Origin of the sequence: Pseudomonas sp. yb_9 (genome assembly GCF_043103635.1) — a bacterium.
GTDB lineage: Bacteria > Pseudomonadota > Gammaproteobacteria > Pseudomonadales > Pseudomonadaceae > Aquipseudomonas > Aquipseudomonas monteilii.
In genome coordinates, this window is record NZ_JBICKA010000047.1 from 112,837 (window position 1) to 135,560 (window position 22,724).

Here is a 22,724-nt window from a genome sequence, read left to right on the forward strand (position 1 = left end):
TGGATGGCACCGGCTTCGCCGGTGTTCGCGGGCAAGCCCGCTCCCACAAGGGAAACGAGAATCCAACCCCGGAGATGACATGTCTGACCCACTGGTAATCCCCTGCCCCCACTGCAACGGCCTCAACCGCCTGCCCGCCGAGCGCCTGGGTGACACCCCGAAATGCGGCCGGTGCAAACAAGACATGCTGCTGAGCACCCCTTTCGAGCTCACCGAGGCCAGCTACGCCAGCCAGATCAAAGGCGACCTGCCGCTGCTGGTCGACATCTGGGCCGACTGGTGCGGCCCATGCAAGTCTTTCGCCCCCACCTTCGAACAGGCCGCCCGCCAACTGGCCGGCCGTTGCCGACTGGCCAAGCTCGACAGCGAAGCCAACCGCAACCTCGCCGGGCAACTGGGCATCCGCTCGATCCCCAGCCTGCTGCTGTTCAAGAACGGCCGCGAAATCAGCCGCCAGGCCGGGGCATTCCCACTCCAGTCGTTGCTGGAGTGGGTGCGTAGCCAAGGGGTTTAAGCGCTCTCTTCGAGCAACGAATGCAACTCGACAAACTGCTGCGTCAGCTTGTGCTTTGGCTCCAGGTGAATCAGCGGCAGGCTGGCATGGTGCGATTCACGCATCTTCACCGAGCTGCCGAGGTACACCGGTAGCACCGGCAGGCCTTCGGCCAGCAGTTCGTCGAGCATCTGCTGCGGCAGGCTGGCGCGGGACTGGAACTGGTTGACCACGATGCCTTCGACCATCAGGTCTTCGTTGTGGTCATCCTTGAGGTCTTCGATCTCGGCCAACAGGCCGTACAGGGCCTGGCGTGAGAAACTGTCGCAGTCGAAGGGAATCAAGACGCGATCGGCGGCAATCAGTGCAGAAACTGCGTAAAAATTCAGCGCTGGCGGGGTGTCGATATAAATCCGGTCATAATCCTCATCCAGCTCGTCCAGCAGCTTTCGCAGCTTGTTGATCTTGTGCTTGGCCTCAAGCTTGGGCTGCAAGTCAGCCAGTTCTGCCGTGGCGGTAACCACATGCAGGTTGTCGAACGGGGTTTCGTAGATATCGACCTTGTTCTTCTTGCTGAACGGCCCGCTGGACAGGCTTTGTTTGAAGAAGTCGGCAATCCCCATGGGGATGTCCTCGCCGGTGAGGCCGGTGAGGTACTGGGTCGAGTTGGCCTGGGCATCCAGGTCGATCAACAGGGTCCGATAGCCTTCATTGGCACTGACCGCCGCCAGGTTGCAGGCAATGCTCGACTTGCCCACGCCACCTTTCTGATTGAACACCACGCGCCGCATGATTGACCTCCGTGTTTCAACGAATGCCCGAGTATGTGGCGGCACTGCGGCAATGGCCAGTGCCATTTGACCGGCATCAGCCCTGGCCGACCACCTGCCCAGTCAACAGCTCGGCAAATGCCTTGGCCATCACCGAATGACCGCGCTCGCGCTGCACCAGCCACACCGCCGACATCGCCCCCTCATCCAGCAGCGTGCGATATACAACCCCTTCGATGCGCATGCGCTGGAACGACGCCGGCAATACCGACACGCCCAGGCCCGCCGACACCAGGCCAATGATGGTCATCGCCTCCCCCGCCTCCTGGGCAAAGTGCGGGCTGAAACCCGCCTGTCGTGCCAGGCTCAGCAACTGCGCATGCAGGCCGCTGCCGTAACTGCGCGGGAAGAACACGAATGGCTCATGGGCCAACGCCGCCATGTACACACCCTGGTCAGAGCCCTCCGCCAGCGGATGCGAGGCGTTGATAACCGCCACAAGGGGCTCGCGGAACAACTCCGTGGCCACCAGACCTTCCGGCAACGGCATCGGCCGCATCAGCCCCACTTCGATGGACTCATCGAACACCCCTTCGGCGACATCGCGGCTGCTCATTTCCTTGAGGTTCAGGTGCACCGCCGGGAAACGCTGGCGAAAGGCATGGATGGCCTTGGGGATCTTCGAGGTGAAGGGTGCCGACGAGGTAAAACCGATCTTCATCTCGCCCAGTTCTCCCAGCTGTGCACGCCGGGCCACATCGGCCGCCTTCTCCACCTGCGCCAGCACCTGACGCGCTTCCTCAAGGAATAACCGCCCTGCCTCGCTCAGTTCCACCCGACGGTTGGTACGCTCGAACAGCCGAGCCCCCAGCTCCTGCTCCAGGGCCTGGATCTGTTGGCTCAGCGGCGGCTGCGAAATGCCCAGCTGCTGCGCGGCACGGCCAAAGTGCAGCTCTTCGGCCACGGCGATGAAGTAACGCAGATGGCGCAGTTCCATGATCGGCTCCAAACAGGTCGTAAAACATCTCAAATAGGTCGAACAATATATTGGATCTAATCATTAGCCAGCTATATGCTTTTTTCATTGCGCCAGAGGTACCCGCCCGTGAAAACTGCTGTAGCCCCCCTTCCCGCCGAGCCAGAACCTGCCCCCCTGAACGAAATGTGGATCGAGAAAGGCACCCCCGCCTTCATGAAGACCGTCCTGGCGCTGTTCAGCGGCGGCTTCGCCACCTTCGCCCTGCTGTACTGCGTACAGCCGATGATGCCGCTGTTGTCCAAGGAATTTGCCATCAACGCGGCGCAAAGCAGCCTGGTGCTGTCGGTGTCCACCGCCATGCTGGCGTTCGGCCTGTTGATCACCGGCCCTATCTCTGACCGTATCGGGCGCAAGCCGGTGATGGTCTTTGCATTGGTCTGCGCCGCCCTCTCCACCTTGGCCAGCGCCGTGATGCCGAGCTGGGAACTGGTACTGGCCACCCGCGCATTGGTCGGCCTGTCGTTGAGTGGCCTGGCGGCAGTGGCAATGACCTATCTCAGTGAAGAAATTCACCCGCAGCACATCGGCCTGGCCATGGGCCTGTACATTGGGGGCAACGCGATTGGCGGCATGAGTGGACGGCTCATCACGGGCGTATTGATCGACTTTGTCAGCTGGCACACGGCGATGCTGACCATCGGCGGCCTGGCGCTGGTGGCCGCCCTGGTGTTCTGGAAGGTACTGCCCGAATCGCGCAACTTCCGCCCACAGTCGATGAACCCGCGCAGCCTGCTGGACGGCTTTGTCATGCACTTCAAGGATGCCGGCCTGCCTTGGTTGTTCCTTGAAGCCTTCCTGCTGATGGGAGCCTTCGTCACCCTGTTCAACTACATCGGCTACCGCCTGCTGGCTGAGCCCTACCACATGAACCAGGCACTGGTCGGCCTGCTGTCGGTGGTGTACCTGTCTGGCATCTACAGCTCGGCGCAGGTCGGCGCACTGGCGGACAAGCTGGGCCGGCGCAAGGTGTTCTGGGCCAGTATCGTGGTGATGGCAGGTGGCTTGCTGATGACCCTGGCCAGCCCGCTGGCGATGGTGATCGTCGGCATGCTGGTGTTCACCTTCGGCTTCTTTGGTGCGCACTCGGTGGCCAGCAGCTGGATCGGGCGCCGGGCGCTGAAGGCAAAGGGGCAAGCATCGTCGCTGTACCTCTTCAGCTATTACGCAGGGTCCAGCGTGGCCGGTACGGCGGGTGGGGTGTTCTGGCACCAGTGGGGCTGGAATGGCATCGGGCTGTTCATTGGCAGCTTGCTGGCGGTGGCGTTGCTGGTGGCGTTGCACTTGAGCAAGCTACCTCCCAAGGCATAGGCGCACGTGCTCAGGCTTCGGGCAACGCCATCACCAAGCGCGCCTGAAGCAGCTCGCCCTCGGCTTGCAACTGGATGTTCAGCGCTTCGCCACCGTCATGCTCCAGTACGTGCAGCCAGGCCAGCACTGCGGCGACGGGCCCCTCCAGGCCGACATCCACTTGCCCTGCCTTGGCTTCCAGGCTGACGATGTAGACCCCTGCCGCCTTGGCACGCTCATTCAGCCCAGCCGGTGTCAGCAACTCGACGGCGCCTGGCGACCGACGCGGCCCCTGTACAATTCGCTGCAATGTGGCCGCCAGCTCATGCTCACGCGCCAGCGCTTGTTCCGCTTGCTGCATGCGAGCCTGCCCTGGCAACCAGAGTAGCTGGCAGATCACGATCAACAGCAGGCCCCACAACGCTGCACTCATCAGCGCACGCCGGCCTGCTGGTATCTCTTTCCACTGGCGAACCCATGCATGCTCGTTGAGATTTTTCATTCTGCCTCCTGCCAGGCGAGGATTGCCCGCACGCCCTGGGCAGTCTGTCGCCCCTGTTCCATCCGCATGCCGGCAACACGCTCCCCTAGCCGTTCGAGATCGTCAAAGCCTTCAGCGATGACATCAACACGCCAGCCCTGCCCAGCTGTCGTTTCCGCTCGTTCAATCACCAGATTACCGCTGCTGACCAGCTGCTCGGAGAACTGCGCAAGCTGCTCCATAGCAGTCGACTGCCTGGGCATGTGTTCCAGCAACCGGATTTGCGTGGCCAAATCGCCTCCGGCCAGCGGTTCAGGCGCCCAGCGTTGCAGCACCCGAACATTGTCGGTGTGCTGCAGTGATACCTGACGCATCAACCACTCGGTTCGCCAGTATTCAGCCAGGCAAACCATCAGCAATGCCAGCACCACACTACCTGCCATCGCTTGCCATGCCGGCGCACTGCGCCGTCGGCGCAAGGTGCCCTGGCGCAGGTCCACGGCGCCAGTTTTACCCTGCACCAGCAGTTCCACAGCACTGTCGACCTCCTGATCGCAGCAGTGCGCACCCATTGCCCCTGCCTCGGCCATCCAGGGTATCGACGCATGGCTCTGCTTCAGTACCTGAGCAGCCTGGGCACTGACCGCAAGGCGCGCACCTTCGGTGCCTCCCAGCAACCAGCGCCCCTCGAACCACAGGGCACACGCCTGTGCGGCACTCAGCAGGTCGGCATCGACGTGCACCGCGACCGGGTCGATACCCTGCTCAAGCAGCAGCGACATCAGCGGGCGCAGGCGTTCCAGCGCTATCACCAGCACCTTTCGTCGCCCCTCATCATCTTCTGGCCCGAACGCCAGGTGCGAGGCCTCCAAAGGGGCTGCCAACTGCTCTTCGGCCGCATAGCCCAACACCTCCCGGCTGGGGCGCCTGCCCGGCACTGGCCCAACCCTGCAGTACCCTGCCAGCTCCATCGGCAGGACGAGCACCACGCCAGCATCGGCCAGTGTTGGCGGCAGATCGCCCAACGTTGACCGGTCAAGCTGCCCCTGCGCTGTGCGCACAAGCACCGGCCATGTCCCGTCGGCTGCGGCCATACCCTCCGCCAGTAGAAACAGGTAAACATCACTCATCTGGCATTTGCTCCGGCTGTGCAGAAAAAACACGACGCCACACACGCACCTGATGCGTGTTCAGGTCGATCTCAAGGTCGCTGTACAGGTAACCAACATTGCCTGCCAGCGCTGCGCGCACCTCCAAGCGGTACCAGCGGCTGGTCACCGACAGTCCATGGCTGTCGATACCAAGACCGACCAGACGCGGTTGCGCCAGAAACTGCTGAACGCTGGCAAAACCCTCTTCGGGCCGTTCGCCTATCAAACGCCGGGCAGTGGATGCTTCCACGCCTTCAAGGCCTTCGAGCACCTGCGCCAGGGCGGTATTGACGTTGAGCCCCGCATTTGCAGGCAACGCCACAACCCATGGCCGCAGGCGTGTCATCACTTCATCATCAACGCCTGGCAGGGCGCGCAGCTGGCTAGGGTCGAGCATGCGTTGGCCTGCCAGGGAATCCAGCACTGGCGCCTCGATCTGCAGCGCACGGCACAACCGCTGCCAACGCTTTAGCAGCACAGGGTCGAGATTTTTCCGTGCGGTCAGCGCCGCGATGTTGAAACGCCCGGAAAGGTCTTCCAGACGCAGGCGAACCTGCCCCTGCTCAAGGTCCAGCAACCGGGCTTTCGCCCAGGGCTGACCACCATGGGTCACTTGCAGCAGGGTTGCAGCCTGCTGTTTCAGTTGCACCAAGGCCTGGCGTTCCCCCGCATGTGCCAACTGCAGCAGGCGCGAGGCATCGATTTGCTGCCTGACGCTGCCCAGCATGCCTTGATGGCTACGCAACATGCTGGCAACCAGCACGGTCAGCAGCGCCATGACCAACAGCACGGTGATTAGCGCCACACCCCGCTGCCGAGTGTTCTTCACAGGCTTGCCCCCGCCATTGGCAGCACGCGGCGTATGCCCTGGAAACGCTGGGTCGAAAGCGTGATTTCGAGCGCCTGTGGCGGCTGCGCAGCCGTCCAGTTGGAAACCCAGCCACCCTCTGCGCCATACATACGCCAGCGCAACGCCACAATACCGTCGAGCACGCGCTGCGGGCGTACCTGCCCGTGCTCCAGAGTACGCCGCTGGCGCCACAGCACACCGTCTTCCAGCCAGTATTCGACAACCCTCAGATCGCTGCGCGGCAAGGGCTGCCGATCACGCTCGGCACCCAACAACCAGCTCACCCGATGCGGCGTCAACAAGATGCCGTGGCTCGTGCCGTTCTTGCCGCTCGCGGGCCAGTACCCTTGCAGTGCATCCCGCTGCATCACACTCATTGCCCGCCCCAAGGCGCGCAGTTCGTCGGCGTGGGCCTGGCGCGCTGCATCGGCCCGGGTGAATGCAGCCAGCAACTGGCTGGTGCCTGCCGCCAACAAGGCGAAGATGGCGACGGCCAGCAACAACTCCAGCAGGGTAAAGCCGCGTTGGGTACAGGCTGGCTCACGGCGCACCATCGACAACCTCCAGCCAGCCCACCGTGTGATGAAGTGGCTGCCGATCCGGCGCCAAACCAACACTCACGTTCACTTCGACGAGGGGCGCATCAGCCAGAGGATGCCTCGCCTCGACCAACCACCAGCCCCGCTCATCGAACCGGACCTCCAGGGTGCGCCGCTGTGCAGCCGCAGGCGCGTGCAGACGCAGTTCAGCAAGGTGGTTATCGGCAATCCAGCTGGCGAACAGCCGGTCACGCAGGCCCTGCGACTGCTCCAGCACATGCTGGCTGGCGGTGGTCACAGCAGCAGCCAGCACGGCAAAAACAGACAGCGCCACCAGCACTTCCAGCAACGTAAACCCACGTTCAACGTTCGAGCCAGGGGTCATTGAGGCCATCGCTTGATACCTGGGCCAGGCTGACGCCAGCCTCATGGAATGACAACGAAAACGGGGTGTGCTCGTCGCTACGGGAAAACACCAGTTGCGCAGTGCCTTCCGGCTTGCCGGGCATCACTGCCAGCCCGTCGATTTCGAGATGCAGGTCCAGCCCGGTGTCCCGGCGCTGCCCCTGCGCTGCCACGCTGTGCCCTTCACCCTTCACTAGCTGATAGCCGCGGGGGTCGACGTGCACAGCCAAATCCCGCCCCTCCAGGACCGCCTGCTGCCTGGCGTACTGGACCAGTTGCAGAAACAGGGCGGCTTCCTGCCGTGCCAACCGATGGGGGCCCTGCCCCACCTGTAGCCCGGCCATGGCCAGGACAACGCCCACCAGCAGCAGCACCAGCATGATTTCAAGCAGGGTGAAGCCCCTCGACCGGTTCTGCCTCATTCGGCCCAGTTACCGATATCGGCATCCGCATCTTCACCGCCGGGCTGGCCGTCGGCCCCCAAAGAGAACAAGTCGTACCCCTGGCCTGATCGCGTTCCTGGGTTGGCGTACTGATAAGGTGCCCCCCACGGGTCCATCGCCTGACGCTTGAGGTAACCCTGGGCGCTCCACTGCCGGGGCAGTGGCGCCAAGGTTGGACGCCGGACGAGCGCCTCCAGGCCTTGAGCCGTAGTGGGGTAGCGCCCATTGTCCAGGCGGTAGATTTCCAGCGCCGTGGCAATGGACTGGATATCGGTACGCGCTGCGGTGAGCTTGGCATGGTCCGGGCGGCTCATCACATTGGGTAGCACCAAGGCACCGAGTACCCCCAGGATGATCACCACCACCATGATTTCAATCAGCGTGAAACCGCGTTGCGCGCGGCGTGCAAAGCCGTAGGACATATCAGTTGACCAGTTGGTTGAGGTTAAGAATGGGCAGCAGGATGGCCAGCACGATGAACAGCACGATGCCGCCCATCACCAAAAGCATCAGGGGTTCACACAGGCTCACCAGAAGGGTTATACGACCTGCCAGTTGCCTGGCCTGAAGATCGGCGGCACGTTCCAGCATGCCGTCCAGCTCCCCGGCACGCTCGCCACTGGCGATCATGTGCAGCATCAGGTCAGGCATGGTCTGGCTACGTGCCAGGCTATGGGCCAGCGTTGCGCCTTCGCCCACTTCACGCACAGCGGCTTGCAAGCGTTCGCGTAGCACCAGATTGCCCACCACGCCGGCCGCGATGTTCATGGCATCGACCAGCACGACGCCGCTGCGCCCCAGAATTGCCAGGGTGCTGATGAAACGTGCGGCTTCACTGGCCAGCACAAAACCGGCGTAACCGGGTATGCGCAGAACCATGGCATGCCATTGCCTTCGTCTGGCGGGTTTGCGTAACAGCAAGACGACCGTTGTAGCGCCTGCCAGCATCACCAGCAAGGCCAACAGCCCAAAGCGGCCGAAGGCATCGCTGAGTGCGATCAGCACCTGCGTTGCCAGTGGTAACTGCGCCTGGTCGCGGGCAAAGGCCTGCACCACGTCCGGCACCACATAACCAAGCAGAAACCCCACCACCAGCAGTGCCACGGCCGTCAGGATCAAGGGGTAAAGCATCGCCAACTGCACCTTCTGGCGCAGTGCCCGCTGATCTTCGCCATGCTCAGCCAGCCGCTCCAGTACGCCGGCCAGGTGCCCTGAACGCTCTGCCGCCTCGACCGTGGCGCGGTAGACCAACGGGAATGCCGATGGGTAATGTGCCAACGCATCGGCAAAGGTATTACCTTCGGCGACCCGCTCAGCCACGCCCAGCAACACCTGCCTGACCAGACGCTGGCCGCTCTGCGCAGCCACCGCCTGCAATGCTTCAGTCAACGGGATGCCGGCCTGCAACAGCGTTGCCAGCTGTCGTGTCAGCAGGCAACGCTGCACGAGCGAGAGGCGGTTGCGTGCAGTCAGCGCGGCAAAGGGCGACGGCTGTACCTCTTCGATCACCAATACCGACCAGCCCTGCTCGCGCAACTGCTGTCGGGCCTGGCGTGCACTGGCTGCCTCTAGCGTGCCGCGCTGACGCGTGCCATCGATGCGCTGAGCCTGATACCGGAAAACCGCCATGCTCAGTCCTGGCCTGTGACGCGCAGCAGTTCCTCGACACTGGTCTGCCCTTGGCAGACTCGCTCGATACCGTGCTGAAACAAGCTGGTCGAGTGCGGGCACAGCAATGCCCGCATCTGTGCCAAGGATGCGCGGCCGTGAATAGCCTGTGCCAGCTGCGGGGTGATCACGACCATTTCATGCAAAGCCACACGCCCGCTGTAGCCCAACTGGCACAGCTCACAACCAACAGCCTGGTAAAGCTGCTGCGGTAAGTCATCGGGATTGCCCAGTGCAGCGGCCATGGCGTCATCCACCTCGCACGCGACCTTGCAATGCGGGCACAACACACGCACCAGCCGTTGAGCCATGACACCGGCGAGCGATGAGGCGAGCAAGCAGGTATCCACACCCATGTCCGCCAACCGCATGATGGCACCCAGTGCGCTGTTGGTATGCAGGGTCGACAGCACCAGATGGCCCGTCAGCGATGCCTGCACGGCAATTTCGGCCGTTTCCCTGTCACGGATCTCACCCACCATCACGACATCCGGGTCCTGCCGCAGGATCGCCCGCAGCCCGCGCGCAAAGGTCATCTCCACCTTGCTGTTGACCTGAGTCTGGCCGATGCCCGGCAAGTGATATTCAACCGGGTCCTCGACGGTGAGAATGTTGCGCGACTCACGGTTCAGTACCGACAACGCCGTATACAACGTGGTGGTCTTGCCAGAGCCGGTAGGGCCGGTCACCAGGAAAATGCCATGGGGTTTGTCCAGCAATGCCAGGAACGCCTTCTGCACAGAGGGCTGCATCTGCATGTGTTGTATGTCCAGGCGGACCGCCTGCTTATCCAGCAAACGCATCACCACCCGCTCCCCATGGGCCGCCGGTAAGGTGGACACACGCACATCCACCTCATGGCCTGCCAGCCGCAAGCTGATGCGGCCATCCTGGGGCACACGTTTCTCGGCAATGTCCAGGCGCGCCATGACCTTGATGCGCGATACCAGCAGTGCCGAGAGCGCCCTGGGCGGCGTGAGCACTTCGCGCATGACACCATCGATGCGCATGCGAACACGCAACTGCTGCTCGAAGGTTTCCAGGTGGATATCGGAAGCGCGTGACCTGACCGCTTCGCTGAGCAACGCATTGAGCAACCGGATGATCGGCGCATCGTCCTGTTGATCGAGCAGGTCACTGGCCTGCGGCAAGCCCTCAGCCAAGCGTGACAGGTCGATGTGGTCATCCAGCTCCTGGATAACCGACTGTGCCGCATCCTGGGCGCCGCCATAGCAACCGGCCAGGTGGATGGCAAACGCGTCATCGTCCACCACCCGTAGCGGAACATGCTGCCCGACCACGCGCAACGCTTCGGAAAGCGACTCCAGCGAGGCGCCGTTGCGCATCAGCAACGTGTGGCGGTCAAGCAAAATGCCAAAGCGCCGGGCAAAGCCGAATGGAATCAGATCGCTCACCGGCCAGGTTCCTCGCCCATCGGTACAGGGCGCGCCTCGAACATTTGGCGGGGGTCTTTCGGTACTCGTGCCGGGTCGGACGCCTGTACGTCGCCATAGGCGCGGCGGCCGGAGTCGATCAGGTCTTCCTGGGTACGCAAGACGGTAGGCCTCAGGAACACCATCAGGTTGGTCTTTTCCTGAGTGTCCCTGGTCCAGCGGAACAAGCCACCAAGCAGCGGGATGCGGCTTAGCAACGGCACTGCGCGCTGCTCTGTCCGCACGCTGTCCTTGATCAGGCCGCCGATCACGATGATCTCGCCGTCCGCAGCCAGGATGGTGCTCTTGAGCGTCCGCTTGCTGGTGATCAGGTCACCTTCGACCGTGCCAGGTGCCAGTTCGGAGCTTTCCTGTTCGACCTCCAGGCGCAAACTCCTGCCCTCATTGATGTGCGGGCGCACCTTCAGGCTAATACCGATGTCCTTGCGTTCCACGGTCGTGAACGGGTTGTCGGCGCCACTCCCTGATGTGGTATACGAGCCGGTCTTGAAGGGCACGTTCTGCCCCACCAGGATCTGCGCCTCCTGGTTGTCTAGCGTGAGCAGGCTGGGGGTGGACAGCAAATTGCTGCGGGTATTGCTGGCCAACGCGGAAACCAGCAGGCCGAAACGGTCAGAACCCAATGCCAGCGCCGCACCGCTCGGCAGTGCCTTGTCTGCGCCCAGCAGGTCAGCCCAGGCCACACCGCTGTCGGGGAATGTCACACCGCCCTTGAGGCTGCCTGTATCTATCCCCCACTGCAGCCCCAAGGCTTCATTGATATCCCCGCTGACCTCGACGATGGCCGCATGTATCAGCACTTGCGCGCGTGGCTGGTCGAGTTGCTCGATGATCTGTACCACATTACCCAACGTCTGGGGCTCACCCAGAAGCACCAGCGCATTCTGGCTGACATCGGCCTTGACCATGGCCCCTGCCGCAAGTGGCTGGCCCAAGGTTTCAGTACCTGCCTTGGCATCCAGCCGTTTGCCCACTTCACTGAGCACCTCGGCCAGTTGCTCGGCATTGCCATGCTGAAGGCGCACCACTCGCCAGTTCTGCGAACTGACAGGCGCGGGCACATCCAGCTCGCGGGCCAGGCGAGCAAGGCGTTGCCGGGACTTTTCCGGGCCGAGTATCAGCAGGCGGTTGCTGCGCGAGTCGGACAGCACCCGCACGCCACTGTCCGGGCCGCCCGCCGAAGCCTCTACCACAGGCAACACATCCACGGCCTGTGCTGTACGCAAGGTCACCAGCTCATAGTCATGCCGTTGACCGCTGTCCAGTTGCGCCACCAGGCTTTGCAGGCGCTCCAGGTTTGCAGCCGAATCGGTAACGACCAAGGCATTGGCCGAACTGGACGGTCCAATGTAACCATTGCTGGACACCAACGGCCTCAGCAAGCCCGCCAGATCAGCCGCAGTGCTCCCAGACAAGCTGAACACGCGCGTGGTGAATGCGGCAGGAATGGCATCGACCTGCTGGTTGGCCCAGGCTTTTGCCTCACTCGCCGGCAGCACCAGCAAGCGATCACCATCGTTCACCGCGGCGAACCCTTGTGCATTCAGCACCGAGTAGAACAGCCGGCGCACGCCCTCACGATCGTGCGCTTCATTGGACAAGACTGTAATCCGGCCCTGTACGCGCGGATCAAGCACAATTGTCTGGTCAAGAATGGCCCCGACTTCGCGCACCACATCGCGTACATCGGCATCGCTCATCGCCAGTTGCCAGGTCGGCGCATCAGCCAGGGCCAGCGGGCAGGTCAAAGTCAGACAGGCCCCGAACGAGGCCACCCGTAGAAAGCGTTGAAATGTCATTGCACCTCCCGCAGCAGGCGGGGTGAATCGGCAGACGCAGGACCACGCGTGGGGGTACTGCCCGATTGAACGAAGACGCTGGCGCGGCTGCCGGACAACGCCAGCGTTTGCTCGCGCTCACCGTCCCAAAGGGTGATGGAACGCACGTCGATCCGACGCAACACGCTGCCGCCCGGCATACGGTCGCCAACCCGGTACAGGCTTTCACCCTCGCGGCTTGCAACCAGCGCACGGGCCTGGCCCAGGCTTGATACGAAACACGCCTTGAGAACCAGTTCGGCCTGGCTGGCAGCCTGGCCGACTGGCTCGCTATAACCAAATGCCAGTGCCAGGGTTGCTGTGGGTAATGGCTTCTGGGCAATTGATGCGGACGCGACCTGCTCCCGCCCGATGCGCTCTGCCACGGGCCGGGTCGTTTCTCGCACGACCAGAAAAGCAATCGCCAACAGGGGAGCTGCCACCCAGGACAGAATCGAAAACGGCTTCATTGGCTCAGGGCAACATCCGGCGAAGCACCTGCCGCCCAGAACACTCGTGCAGAATGACGGCCCCGACATGCAGCGCCACAACCATGGTCAGCACCACGTTGGCTGCAACATGCAGCTTCAGCCAGGCACTGAGCCATGACGGGTCGCTGATCAACGGCGAGATGGCAAACCATCCAAACACGTCGATTGCGCGGTCCATCATCAGTACACCAGATAACAGCACCAGCGTGGTCAGCCAGTACATACCCTCGTGTACAGCTTGGGCAGCCCGGCGCGCCCGAGGGTTCTCATTCAGCGCACCCGGCCTGGCCTTGACCAATCGCACCAGCCAGCGCAGCAAGAAAACCGGGATGAACAGCGTGGTCAGCCCGACATTCACGAAACCGACCAGATGGGCAGTGGCGGGTTCGACATCAAAGCCGGAAACATAAAAGCCACTGACCAGCGCCCAGCCGATCACCAAGGCAGAGACCCAGTGCAACAGGATCTGCTGCCAGCAATATTTGTGTACTTGCATCGAAAATACCGTGTTGTGCCCTAGCCGCTACTCCGGCTGCCAGGGCACATTCCTTCAGCGTTTGATCCAGGCGTCTTGCCAGTGGCTGCCTACACCCGGCTCATATTGGGTGGCACTTGCCGAATAGCTCTTGCACCAGCCCTCGAACGGGAACGGCTTGCACTCGAACACTTCACCCGTCTTCGGTTGCAGTACACGTGTACCGGCCTTGTAGCTTGCAATCGATTGAGGGAATTCAAAGTCGTGGCCTTCGCCACCCGCAGCCTTCAGCTGAACCGTGCGCTCTTCCTGCAACAGGATGCGCCCGGCCTTGTTCACGCCAACGACCTTGAGCAGGTGCTCGCCTTCGACACTGCTCGCTTGCAGCGTCATCGGACGGGTGGTGGCGTCCACGTCCTGACGAGTGAAGCCGACTTGCTGGTTGGCACTGTCGAACAGCCGTGCACTGACCTGCAGCTTACGGTTGGTCATTACCGTGAAGTCCAGGTTCGCCTTACCGTCTTCCAGCACGTACTCAGGTTTGAGGTCATGCAGGTGCAGGTAGCTGTCATCGACAGGTACGCCTTCGAAATCCAGCTGATAGCTGCTGATGCCCGTCTCGGGTTTGGCGAAGATGCTGTTGGCGCCCTGGACCGGCTTGATGTTGCCCTCGCTATCAAGGTGGCCCGCTTGTACCAAGGACTGGGTTTCATTGATGCGCTTTGCAAGCTTGTAGGACCAGTTTGCTGCAAGGCCTTCCTCAGCGCTGTCAATGACGATACCTACGCTGAATTGAGCGCTTTCCGAGCCGGCCACGAACGCGCGAGCCCTGACCTTGTCGCCAACCTGCAGGTCACGATGTGGGTTGATGCTGCCCACTTGCGGCCACTCAGGGGCGGGGCCACCTTCAGTCTGAATATCCACGTCCATGACGTTGTAGAACGCTGCAGCAGTGTCATCGACTGTCCAGACACCCAGGATGATGTGCTGCCCGGTCTTGTCAGCAGGCAACGTGCACTGATGCTTTACAAGGGCTGGTCCATGTGTGGGTTGCCCCTCACCACGAGCCGGCTTCCCATGCCCATCAACGGTACAGAAAGGCGTCGACTCGAACGCATCGCGCCCCAAGGGTGCATTCGGGTTCCACCCCGCTTTGGTGATGAAGTACTCCCAACCCGTCGTCTTGTGCCCTTCGGTGTAATACCAGTCGAAGGCGACGTCGCGCTGCTTGATGGGCGTCAGCGACCAGCGGTTGGCAGACTGCTCATCCAGCGTTGCGAAGTCGGACCGCACCCCACCACTGGCGAGTTTGCCATCAGCCGGGCCGCGGGCCGGGAAGCCTTTTTCGGCCTCCCCGACTGCTTGCGGCTCGTACATAGGCTGGCCACACTCGGTGTTCAACCCAAGTCGGCACGCATACGCCCTGGAAGGCGGTTCACTGGCGTAACCGTGTGCACTGGCCATTTGGGCATGCATGCCCACCCCGGCAATCGCCAGCCATGCGCTGCTGGCAACAACCCTTCGTAGATGCTTTCGTGTACTCATGACGCACTCCAAACTGCTGAGTTTGCGTCGGGGGCTCCCGACAGGAGTGCGTCATTCTAAAAATGCGAAAGGCTGCAAAACATAGGAAAATTCCTGCCGAACAGCAGGCATTTTCATGAGTCAGTTGATGATCTCGACAATATCCACGTCAACCTCACGGCTCATCAGGTGCTTTTCCACCTCACCGGTCAACTTGACCTTGGTCTTGTCGTTGAACGGCGTCGACGGCAGGTCTTCGTCATCGATCTCGACGGTGATGGTGCCGGTGTTGTCCTTGAACTCGTACTTGTCGTCGTTGTTGATCTTCTTGGTCACAAACCCTTGCAGCACAACCGGAGTGTCATCGGCAGCGTCGTTGGCAGCGGCAACAGTGGTGACCGACTGAGCGCCGGGGCCGGTATAGGTCGCAGCCAGTGCGGCGGTGCTGAACAGAGGGGCGAGGATCAGGGCGAGGTAACGTGCTTTCATGAGGATCGGGTCCTGTTTGGGTTTCGATGGGACCAGATTAGCGACGATCGCTGAATTAAAACTTAATGCGACAAAAAGCCCGGCACAGGGCCGGGCTTGGGTTTTCAGCTTCAGATCACTGATGATACTGCGCCGACAGCTCATGCACGGCGTTGATGAACACACCCGCGTGCTCCGGATCGACTTCCGGCGTAATGCCGTGGCCCAGGTTGAACACATGGCCCGTGCCGTGGCCGTAACTGGCCAGGATGCGCGCCACTTCCTGGCGGATGGCTTGCGGCTTGGCGTACAGCACGGTCGGGTCCATGTTGCCTTGCAGGGCCACCTTGTCACCCACGCGGCGGCGGGCGTCGCCGATCTCGCAGGTCCAGTCCAGGCCCAGCGCATCGGCGCCGGCTTCAGCGATGCTTTCCAGCCACAGGCCACCGTTCTTGGTGAACAGGATCACCGGCACCTTGCGCCCTTCGTGCTCGCGGATCAGCCCGCTGACGATCTTGCGCATGTAGGCCAGGGAGAATTCCTGGTAGGCCGCCGCCGACAGGTTGCCGCCCCAGGTGTCGAAAATCTGTACGGCCTGGGCACCGGCCAGAATCTGGCCATTCAGGTAGCTGGTCACCGACTGGGCCAGCTTGTCCAGCAGCAGGTGCAGGGCTTGCGGGTTGTCGTAGGCCATGGCCTTGGTCTTGCGGAAGTCTTTCGACGAGCCGCCTTCGACCATGTAGGTGGCCAGGGTCCATGGGCTGCCGGAGAAGCCGATCAGCGGCACACGGCCATTGAGTTCGCGGCGAATGGTGCTGACCGCGTCCATCACATAGCCCAGGTCTTTCTGAGGGTCTGGGATTGGCAGCGCTTCGATGTCGGCCGGGGTGCTGATGACCTTCTTGAAACGCGGACCTTCGCCGGTTTCGAAGTATAGGCCCAGGCCCATGGCGTCGGGGATGGTGAGGATATCCGAGAACAGGATCGCCGCGTCCAGCGGGTAGCGGTCCAGCGGCTGCAGGGTGACCTCGCAGGCGAACTGCGGGTTCATGCACAGGCTCATGAAGTCGCCGGCCTTGGCGCGGCTGGCGCGGTACTCCGGCAGATAGCGGCCGGCCTGGCGCATCATCCACACCGGGGTGACGTCTACGGGTTGCTTGAGCAGTGCACGCAGGAAACGATCGTTCTTCAGGGCAGTCATGTCGGCATCCGGAAAAATAGTGCGGGCATTTTCTCAGACGCACAAAGAAAAGGCACGGCTCATTGCCGTGCCTTTTCTCTATGGGTATGTCCTGGATCAATAGATTTTGTATACAAAATCTAAATGATTTCAGACTTCGAGGTAGTCCAGGATGCCTTCAGCAGCGGTACGCCCTTCGAAGATTGCCGTCACCACCAGGTCCGAACCGCGCACCATGTCGCCACCGGCAAACACTTTCGGGTTGCTGGTCTGGTGCTTGAACTTGCCTTTCTCCGGCGCAACCACGCGGCCTTGGCTGTCCAGCTGGATACCATGCTGCTCGAACCACGGCGCCGGGCTTGGGCGGAAGCCGAAGGCGATCACCACGGCATCGGCCGGCAGGATCTCTTCAGAACCCGGGATCGGCTCGGGGCTGCGGCGGCCACGGGCATCCGGCTCGCCAAGGCGGGTCTCGACCACTTTTACGCCTTCCACCTTGTCCTCGCCAACGATGGCGATAGGCTGGCGGTTGTAGAGGAACTTCACACCCTCTTCCTTGGCGTTCTTCACCTCTTTGCGCGAACCCGGCATGTTGGCTTCGTCACGGCGATAGGCGCAGGTCACCGATTTGGCGCCCTGACGGATCGACGTGCGGTTGCAGTCCATCGCGGTGTCACCACCGCCCAGCACCACCACCTTCTTGCCCTGCATGTCGACGAAGTCTTCCGGCGACTTTTCGAAGCCCAGGTTGCGGTTGACGTTGGCGATCAGGAAGTCCAGCGCGTCATGCACACCTGGCAGGTCCTCGCCCGGGAAGCCACCCTTCATGTAGGTGTAGGTACCCATGCCCATGAACACCGCGTCGTACTCGGCGAGCAGCTGTTCCAGGGTGACGTCCTTGCCCACCTCGGTGTTCAGACGAAACTCGATGCCCATGCCGGTGAAGACTTCGCGGCGGTTGCTGAGCACGGTTTTTTCCAGCTTGAACTCGGGGATGCCGAAGGTCAGCAGGCCACCGATTTCCGGGTTCTTGTCGAACACCACCGGGGTCACGCCGGCACGCACGAGTACGTCGGCGCAGCCCAGGCCAGCAGGGCCGGCGCCGATGATGGCGACGCGCTTGCCGGTTGGTTTGACCTTGGACATGTCCGGGCGCCAGCCCATGGCGAAGGCGGTGTCGGTGATGTACTTCTCCACCGAACCGATGGTCACCGCGCCAAAGCCGTCGTTCAGGGTGCAAGCACCCTCGCACAGGCGGTCTTGCGGGCACACGCGGCCGCACACTTCCGGCAGGGTGTTGGTTTGGTGCGACAGCTCGGCGGCGGCCAGGATGTTGCCTTCGGAAACCAGCTTCAACCAGTTGGGGATGAAGTTGTGTACCGGGCACTTCCATTCGCAATACGGGTTACCGCAGCCCAGGCAGCGGTGTGCCTGGTCCACGGACTGCTGCGGCTTGAACGGTTCGTATATTTCCACGAACTCTTTCTTGCGCTGGCGCAGCAGCTTCTTCTTCGGGTCCTTACGGCCCACTTCGATGAACTGGAAGTCGTTGTTCAGACGTTCAGCCATTTTTCAAAACCTCTTTACAGCAGCTGCAAGCTAGACGCTGCAAGCCGCAAGACGATCACTTAAGCCGGGCAAACCTCGTACTGCCTTTACCTGCAGCGTGAGGCTTGCCACTTGCAGCTGTTTTTACTGCGGGTTGGCACGGGTGCTGGACAGCAGCTGCTTCAGGTTGGCTGCCTTCGGCTTCACCAGCCAGAAGCGCCGCACGTAGTCGTCCAGGTTCTCCGAGAGCTCACGCCCCCACTCGCTGCCGGTTTCTTCCACATACTCGGCAAGGACACGCGCCAGGTGGCTGCGGTACGCCTCCATCGCTTCACCACTGATGCGCTGGATTTCCACCAGTTCGTGGTTGAGCTTGTCGACGAAGCTATTGTCCATGTCGAGCACGTAGGCGAAGCCGCCAGTCATGCCAGAACCGAAGTTGTAACCGGTCTTGCCCAACACGCAGACAAAGCCGCCGGTCATGTATTCACAGCAGTGATCGCCAGTGCCCTCGACAACAGCGTGGGCGCCGGAGTTACGCACAGCGAAGCGCTCGCCCGCAGTACCTGAGGCAAACAGCTTGCCGCCAGTGGCACCGTAAAGGCAGGTATTGCCGACGATGGCGCTGTGCTGGGTTTCGAACGGGCTGCCGGCTGGCGGCACGATGGTGAGCTTGCCACCGGTCATGCCCTTGCCGACGTAGTCGTTGGCGTCGCCTTCCAGGTGCAGGTTCAGGCCACCGGCGTTCCACACACCGAAGCTCTGGCCCGCAGTACCCTTGAAGCGGAAGGTGATCGGCGCCGCAGCCATGCCCTGATTACCGTGCAGGCGGGCGATTTCACCCGACACACGCGCACCGATGGAACGGTCGCAGTTGCAGATGTCGAGGTTGAACTCGCCACCGGCCTGGTCACGGATGGCCGGCATGGCCATTTCCACCATTTTCTCGGCCAGCTCGCCCTGGTCGAACGGCGGGTTCTTGTCCACTTCGCAGAACTGCGGCTTGTCAGCCGGGATGTGCGAGCTGCCCAGCAGCGGCGACAGGTCCAGGTACTGCTGGCGCTCGGTGTCGCCTGGCAATACGTCGAGCAGGTCGGTACGGCCGATCAGTTCGCCCAGGCTGCGCACGCCCAGTTTGGCCAGCCATTCACGGGTTTCTTCGGCGACGAAGGTGAAGAAGTTGATCACCATGTCGACGGTGCCGATGTAGTGGTCCTTGCGCAGCTTGTCGTTCTGGGTGGCTACGCCGGTGGCGCAGTTGTTCAGGTGGCAGATGCGCAGGTACTTGCAGCCCAGGGCGATCATTGGCGCGGTACCGAAGCCGAAGCTTTCGGCGCCGAGGATGGCCGCCTTGATCACGTCCAGGCCGGTTTTCAGGCCGCCGTCGGTCTGTACCCGCACCTTGCCGCGCAGGTCGTTGCCACGCAGGGTCTGGTGGGTTTCTGCCAGGCCCAGTTCCCACGGGGCGCCGGCGTACTTGATCGAGGTCAGCGGCGAAGCACCGGTACCACCGTCGTAACCCGAGATGGTGATCAGGTCGGCATAGGCCTTGGCCACACCAGCGGCGATGGTGCCCACGCCGGCTTCCGCCACCAGCTTGACCGACACCAGCGCCTGCGGGTTGACCTGCTTGAGGTCGTAGATCAGCTGGGCCAGGTCTTCGATCGAGTAGATGTCGTGGTGCGGCGGTGGCGAAATCAGGGTCACGCCCGGTACCGCATAGCGCAGCTTGGCGATCAGGCCGTTGACCTTGCCACCCGGCAGCTGGCCGCCCTCACCGGGCTTGGCGCCCTGGGCGACCTTGATCTGCAGCACTTCGGCGTTTACCAGGTATTCCGGGGTCACACCAAAGCGGCCGGTGGCCACCTGCTTGATCTTGGAGCTGCGGAGGGTGCCATAGCGCGACGGATCTTCACCGCCCTCACCGGAGTTGGAACGCGCGCCCAGGCGGTTCATGGCCTCGGCCAGCGCCTCGTGGGCTTCCGGCGACAGGGCCCCCAGCGAGATACCGGCGGAGTCGAAACGCTTGAGGATGGCCTCCAGCGGTTCGATCTGCTCCAGCGGCAGCGGCTGGTCGGCCACTTTCACTTTCAGCAGATCGCGGATCATCGACACCGGGCGGGTGTCGACCAGCGTGGTGTATTCCTTGAACTTGGCATAGTCGCCCTGCTGCACGGCGGCTTGCAGGGTGTTGACCACGTCCGGGTTGTAGGCGTGGTACTCGCCACCGTGAACGAACTTCAGCAGGCCGCCTTGCTGGATCGGCTTGCGCGCGCTCCAGGCTGCGGCCGCCAGCAGCTTCTGGTCGCTTTCCAGGTCTTCGAAGCGCGCGCCCTTGATGCGGCTGGACACGCCCTTGAAGCTCAGGCCGACCACTTCCTCGGCCAGGCCGATGGCTTCGAACAGCTGCGCACCACGGTACGAGGCGATGGTGGAGATGCCCATCTTCGACAGGATCTTCAGCAGGCCCTTGGAGATGCCCTTGCGGTAGTACTTGAAGACTTCGTCCAGGTCGCCCAGCACTTCGCCGGTGCGGATCAGGTCGGCCAGCACTTCATAAGCCAGGTACGGGTAAACGGCCGAGGCACCGAAGCCCAGCAGCACGGCAAAGTGGTGCGGGTCGCGGGCGGTGGCGGTTTCCACCAGGATGTTGCTGTCGCAACGCAGGCCCTGTTCGGTCAAGCGGTGGTGCACTGCACCCACGGCCAGCGAAGCGTGCACCGGCAGTTTGCCCGGGGCGATGTAGCGGTCGCTCAGCACCAGCTGGGTCTTGCCAGCGCGCACGGCTTCTTCAGCCTGGTCAGCGATATTGCGGATGGCCGCTTCGAGGCCGACGCCCTCTTCATAGTTGAGGTCGATCAGCTGGCGGTCGAAACCTTCGCGCTCCAGGCTCATCAGCGAACGCCACTTGGCGGGCGAAATGACCGGCGAGCTGAGGATGACCCGCGAAGCGTGCTCCGGAGACTCCTGGAAAATGTTGCGCTCGGCGCCCAGGCAGATTTCCAGCGACATCACGATCGCTTCGCGCAGCGGGTCGATCGGCGGGTTGGTCACCTGGGCGAACTGCTGGCGGAAGAAGTCGTACGGCGAACGCACGCGCTGCGACAGCACGGCCATCGGCGTGTCGTCGCCCATCGAGCCGACGGCTTCCTGGCCCTGCTCACCCAGCGGGCGCAGCACCTGATCACGCTCTTCGAAGGTGACCTGGAACATCTTCATGTATTGCTTGAGCTGGTCAGCGTCATAGCTGGCCACGCCCTGGTCGTCGGTCAGCGTCGCCTGGATACGGGTGGCGTGCTGACGCAGCCAGCGCTTGTACGGGTGACGCGACTTCAGGCGGTTGTCGATGGCGTCGGTGTCGAGGATCTGGCCGGTTTCGGTGTCCACGGCCAGGATCTGACCCGGGCCGACACGGCCTTTGGCCAGCACTTCCTCAGGCTGGTAGCCCCATACGCCGATTTCCGAGGCGATGGTGATGTAGCCGTTGGTGGTGGTCACCCAGCGCGCCGGGCGCAGGCCGTTACGGTCCAACAGGCACACCGCGTGGCGGCCTTCGGTCATGACGATACCGGCCGGGCCGTCCCACGGCTCCATGTGCATGGAGTTGTATTCGTAGAAGGCGCGCAGGTCGGCGTCCATGGTCTCGACGTTCTGCCAGGCTGGCGGTACCAGCATGCGTACGCCGCGGAACAGGTCGATGCCACCGGTCACCATCAGTTCCAGCATGTTGTCCATGCTCGACGAGTCGGAACCCACGCGGTTGACCAGCGGTCCGAGCTCTTCGAGGTCGGGGATCAGGTCGTTGGCGAACTTGGTGCGACGGGCCATGGCCCAGTTGCGGTTGCCGGTGATGGTGTTGATCTCGCCGTTGTGGGCGAGGAAGCGGAACGGCTGCGCCAGCGGCCATTTCGGCAGGGTGTTGGTGGAGAAGCGCTGGTGGAACACGCAGATCGCGGTTTGCAGGCGCTCGTCACCCAGGTCTGGGTAGAACGCCGCGAGATCGCGCGGCATCATCAGGCCTTTGTAGATGATGGTCTTGTGCGAGAAGCTGCAGATGTAGTGGTCGGCATCGTGGGCGTTGGCCACCGACGAACGGCGACGGGCACTGAACAGCTTGATCGCGAATTCCTGATCGCTCAGGCCTTCACCGCCGATGAACACCTGCTCGATCTGCGGCAGGCGCTCCAGGGCCAGGCGGCCGAGCACGCTGGTGTCGATCGGAACCTTGCGCCAGCCGACCAGTTTCAGGCCGGCTGCGAGGATTTCGCGGTCCATGTTGGCGCGGGCGGCTTCAGCTTTGACTGGGTCCTGGTTGAAGAACACCATGCCGACGGCATACTGCTTGGGCAGCTCGACGGCGAAGTGCTCCTGGGCCACAGCACGCAGGAATTGATCGGGCTTCTGCATGAGCAGACCGCAACCGTCACCGGTCTTGCCGTCGGCGTTGATGCCGCCGCGGTGGGTCATGCAGGTCAGCGCCTGCATGGCGGTTTGCAGAAGGTGGTGGCTCGGTTCGCCCGTCATATGGGCGATCAGGCCAAAACCACAGTTGTCCTTGAATTCTTCGGGATGGTACAGACCTGTTTTCATAGACACATTCTCACCAGGTTCACCTCTCAACGGAGGCAAATCTCTTTTTTA

21 protein-coding genes are annotated in these 22,724 nt (G+C 62.4%); 2 read left to right on the forward strand and 19 right to left on the reverse strand.

The window, feature by feature from the left end:
• Positions 1-79 precede the first annotated feature (79 nt).
• The gene (gene trxC / locus ACF8MI_RS13430) at positions 80-514 is read left to right on the forward strand and encodes a thioredoxin TrxC (protein ID WP_104833812.1); all 435 of its coding nucleotides are present in this window, start codon (positions 80-82) and stop codon (positions 512-514) included.
• Here the strand turns inward: trxC and ACF8MI_RS13435 are convergent.
• Positions 511-1,284: a ParA family protein gene (locus tag ACF8MI_RS13435; protein ID WP_060498029.1), complete on the reverse strand. Its 774-nt coding sequence runs from the start codon at positions 1,282-1,284 to the stop codon at positions 511-513. The genes trxC and ACF8MI_RS13435 overlap by 4 nt on opposite strands.
• A 76-nt stretch (positions 1,285-1,360) precedes the next feature.
• Positions 1,361-2,260, reverse strand: coding sequence for a LysR family transcriptional regulator (locus tag ACF8MI_RS13440; protein WP_060498030.1), 900 nt, complete (start codon positions 2,258-2,260; stop codon positions 1,361-1,363).
• Positions 2,261-2,425: 165 nt separating this feature from the next.
• Here ACF8MI_RS13440 and ACF8MI_RS13445 point away from each other — a divergent pair, with 165 nt between their 5' ends.
• Positions 2,426-3,610, forward strand: a complete 1,185-nt coding sequence (locus tag ACF8MI_RS13445; RefSeq protein WP_225521377.1) for an MFS transporter — start codon at positions 2,426-2,428, stop codon at positions 3,608-3,610.
• 10 nt (positions 3,611-3,620) lie between these two features.
• On the opposite strand, the gene ACF8MI_RS13450 is transcribed toward ACF8MI_RS13445, so the two are convergent.
• The 17 genes from ACF8MI_RS13450 to gltB all read right to left on the reverse strand — a co-directional run bounded on the left by ACF8MI_RS13450 (position 3,621) and on the right by gltB (position 22,673).
• The gene (locus ACF8MI_RS13450) at positions 3,621-4,091 is read right to left on the reverse strand and encodes a hypothetical protein (protein ID WP_060498032.1); all 471 of its coding nucleotides are present in this window, start codon (positions 4,089-4,091) and stop codon (positions 3,621-3,623) included.
• The gene (gene gspL / locus ACF8MI_RS13455; RefSeq protein WP_200928869.1) at positions 4,088-5,200 is read right to left on the reverse strand and encodes a type II secretion system protein GspL; all 1,113 of its coding nucleotides are present in this window, start codon (positions 5,198-5,200) and stop codon (positions 4,088-4,090) included. Before gspL ends, ACF8MI_RS13450 begins: the two co-directional genes overlap by 4 nt.
• Positions 5,193-6,050, reverse strand: coding sequence for a general secretion pathway protein GspK (locus tag ACF8MI_RS13460; protein WP_060498034.1), 858 nt, complete (start codon positions 6,048-6,050; stop codon positions 5,193-5,195). The genes gspL and ACF8MI_RS13460 overlap by 8 nt, the downstream gene beginning before the upstream one ends.
• Positions 6,047-6,625: a type II secretion system minor pseudopilin GspJ gene (gspJ, locus tag ACF8MI_RS13465; RefSeq protein WP_060498035.1), complete on the reverse strand. Its 579-nt coding sequence runs from the start codon at positions 6,623-6,625 to the stop codon at positions 6,047-6,049. Before gspJ ends, ACF8MI_RS13460 begins: the two co-directional genes overlap by 4 nt.
• A complete protein-coding gene (gene gspI / locus ACF8MI_RS13470) occupies positions 6,612-6,995 on the reverse strand; it encodes a type II secretion system minor pseudopilin GspI (RefSeq protein ID WP_060498036.1) in 384 nt (127 codons plus the stop codon). The genes gspJ and gspI overlap by 14 nt, the downstream gene beginning before the upstream one ends.
• Complete coding sequence (gene gspH, locus ACF8MI_RS13475) at positions 6,973-7,437, reverse strand: type II secretion system minor pseudopilin GspH (RefSeq protein ID WP_200928870.1); 465 nt, start codon at positions 7,435-7,437, stop codon at positions 6,973-6,975. The genes gspI and gspH overlap by 23 nt, the downstream gene beginning before the upstream one ends.
• A complete protein-coding gene (gspG, locus tag ACF8MI_RS13480) occupies positions 7,434-7,880 on the reverse strand; it encodes a type II secretion system major pseudopilin GspG (RefSeq protein ID WP_060498038.1) in 447 nt (148 codons plus the stop codon). The genes gspH and gspG overlap by 4 nt, the downstream gene beginning before the upstream one ends.
• A 1-nt stretch (position 7,881) precedes the next feature.
• Positions 7,882-9,087: a type II secretion system inner membrane protein GspF gene (gene gspF / locus ACF8MI_RS13485; protein ID WP_060498039.1), complete on the reverse strand. Its 1,206-nt coding sequence runs from the start codon at positions 9,085-9,087 to the stop codon at positions 7,882-7,884.
• A 2-nt stretch (positions 9,088-9,089) separates the two neighbouring features.
• Positions 9,090-10,541, reverse strand: coding sequence for a type II secretion system ATPase GspE (gene gspE / locus ACF8MI_RS13490; protein WP_104833805.1), 1,452 nt, complete (start codon positions 10,539-10,541; stop codon positions 9,090-9,092).
• Complete coding sequence (gene gspD / locus ACF8MI_RS13495; protein WP_104833804.1) at positions 10,538-12,379, reverse strand: type II secretion system secretin GspD; 1,842 nt, start codon at positions 12,377-12,379, stop codon at positions 10,538-10,540. Before gspD ends, gspE begins: the two co-directional genes overlap by 4 nt.
• Entirely contained in the window at positions 12,376-12,783 is a 408-nt protein-coding gene (locus ACF8MI_RS13500) for a type II secretion system protein N (RefSeq protein WP_182408343.1), read from the reverse strand. Before ACF8MI_RS13500 ends, gspD begins: the two co-directional genes overlap by 4 nt.
• Before the next feature lie 88 nt (positions 12,784-12,871).
• Complete coding sequence (locus ACF8MI_RS13505; protein ID WP_200928871.1) at positions 12,872-13,384, reverse strand: cytochrome b; 513 nt, start codon at positions 13,382-13,384, stop codon at positions 12,872-12,874.
• 54 nt (positions 13,385-13,438) lie between these two features.
• The gene (gene gbpA, locus ACF8MI_RS13510; RefSeq protein WP_225850648.1) at positions 13,439-14,908 is read right to left on the reverse strand and encodes an N-acetylglucosamine-binding protein GbpA; all 1,470 of its coding nucleotides are present in this window, start codon (positions 14,906-14,908) and stop codon (positions 13,439-13,441) included.
• A gap of 120 nt (positions 14,909-15,028) precedes the next feature.
• Positions 15,029-15,376 (reverse strand): YgiW/YdeI family stress tolerance OB fold protein, encoded by a 348-nt coding sequence (locus tag ACF8MI_RS13515; protein ID WP_060498044.1) that lies wholly within the window; start codon positions 15,374-15,376, stop codon positions 15,029-15,031.
• 115 nt (positions 15,377-15,491) lie between these two features.
• Positions 15,492-16,556 carry a uroporphyrinogen decarboxylase gene (hemE, locus tag ACF8MI_RS13520; protein ID WP_060498045.1) on the reverse strand — a complete coding sequence of 355 codons (1,065 nt, stop codon included), beginning with the start codon at positions 16,554-16,556 and terminating at the stop codon, positions 15,492-15,494.
• A gap of 129 nt (positions 16,557-16,685) precedes the next feature.
• Positions 16,686-18,104: an FAD-dependent oxidoreductase gene (locus ACF8MI_RS13525; RefSeq protein WP_060498046.1), complete on the reverse strand. Its 1,419-nt coding sequence runs from the start codon at positions 18,102-18,104 to the stop codon at positions 16,686-16,688.
• A 123-nt stretch (positions 18,105-18,227) separates the two neighbouring features.
• Positions 18,228-22,673 carry a glutamate synthase large subunit gene (gene gltB, locus ACF8MI_RS13530; RefSeq protein ID WP_392517570.1) on the reverse strand — a complete coding sequence of 1,482 codons (4,446 nt, stop codon included), beginning with the start codon at positions 22,671-22,673 and terminating at the stop codon, positions 18,228-18,230.
• Positions 22,674-22,724: the final 51 nt, after the last annotated feature.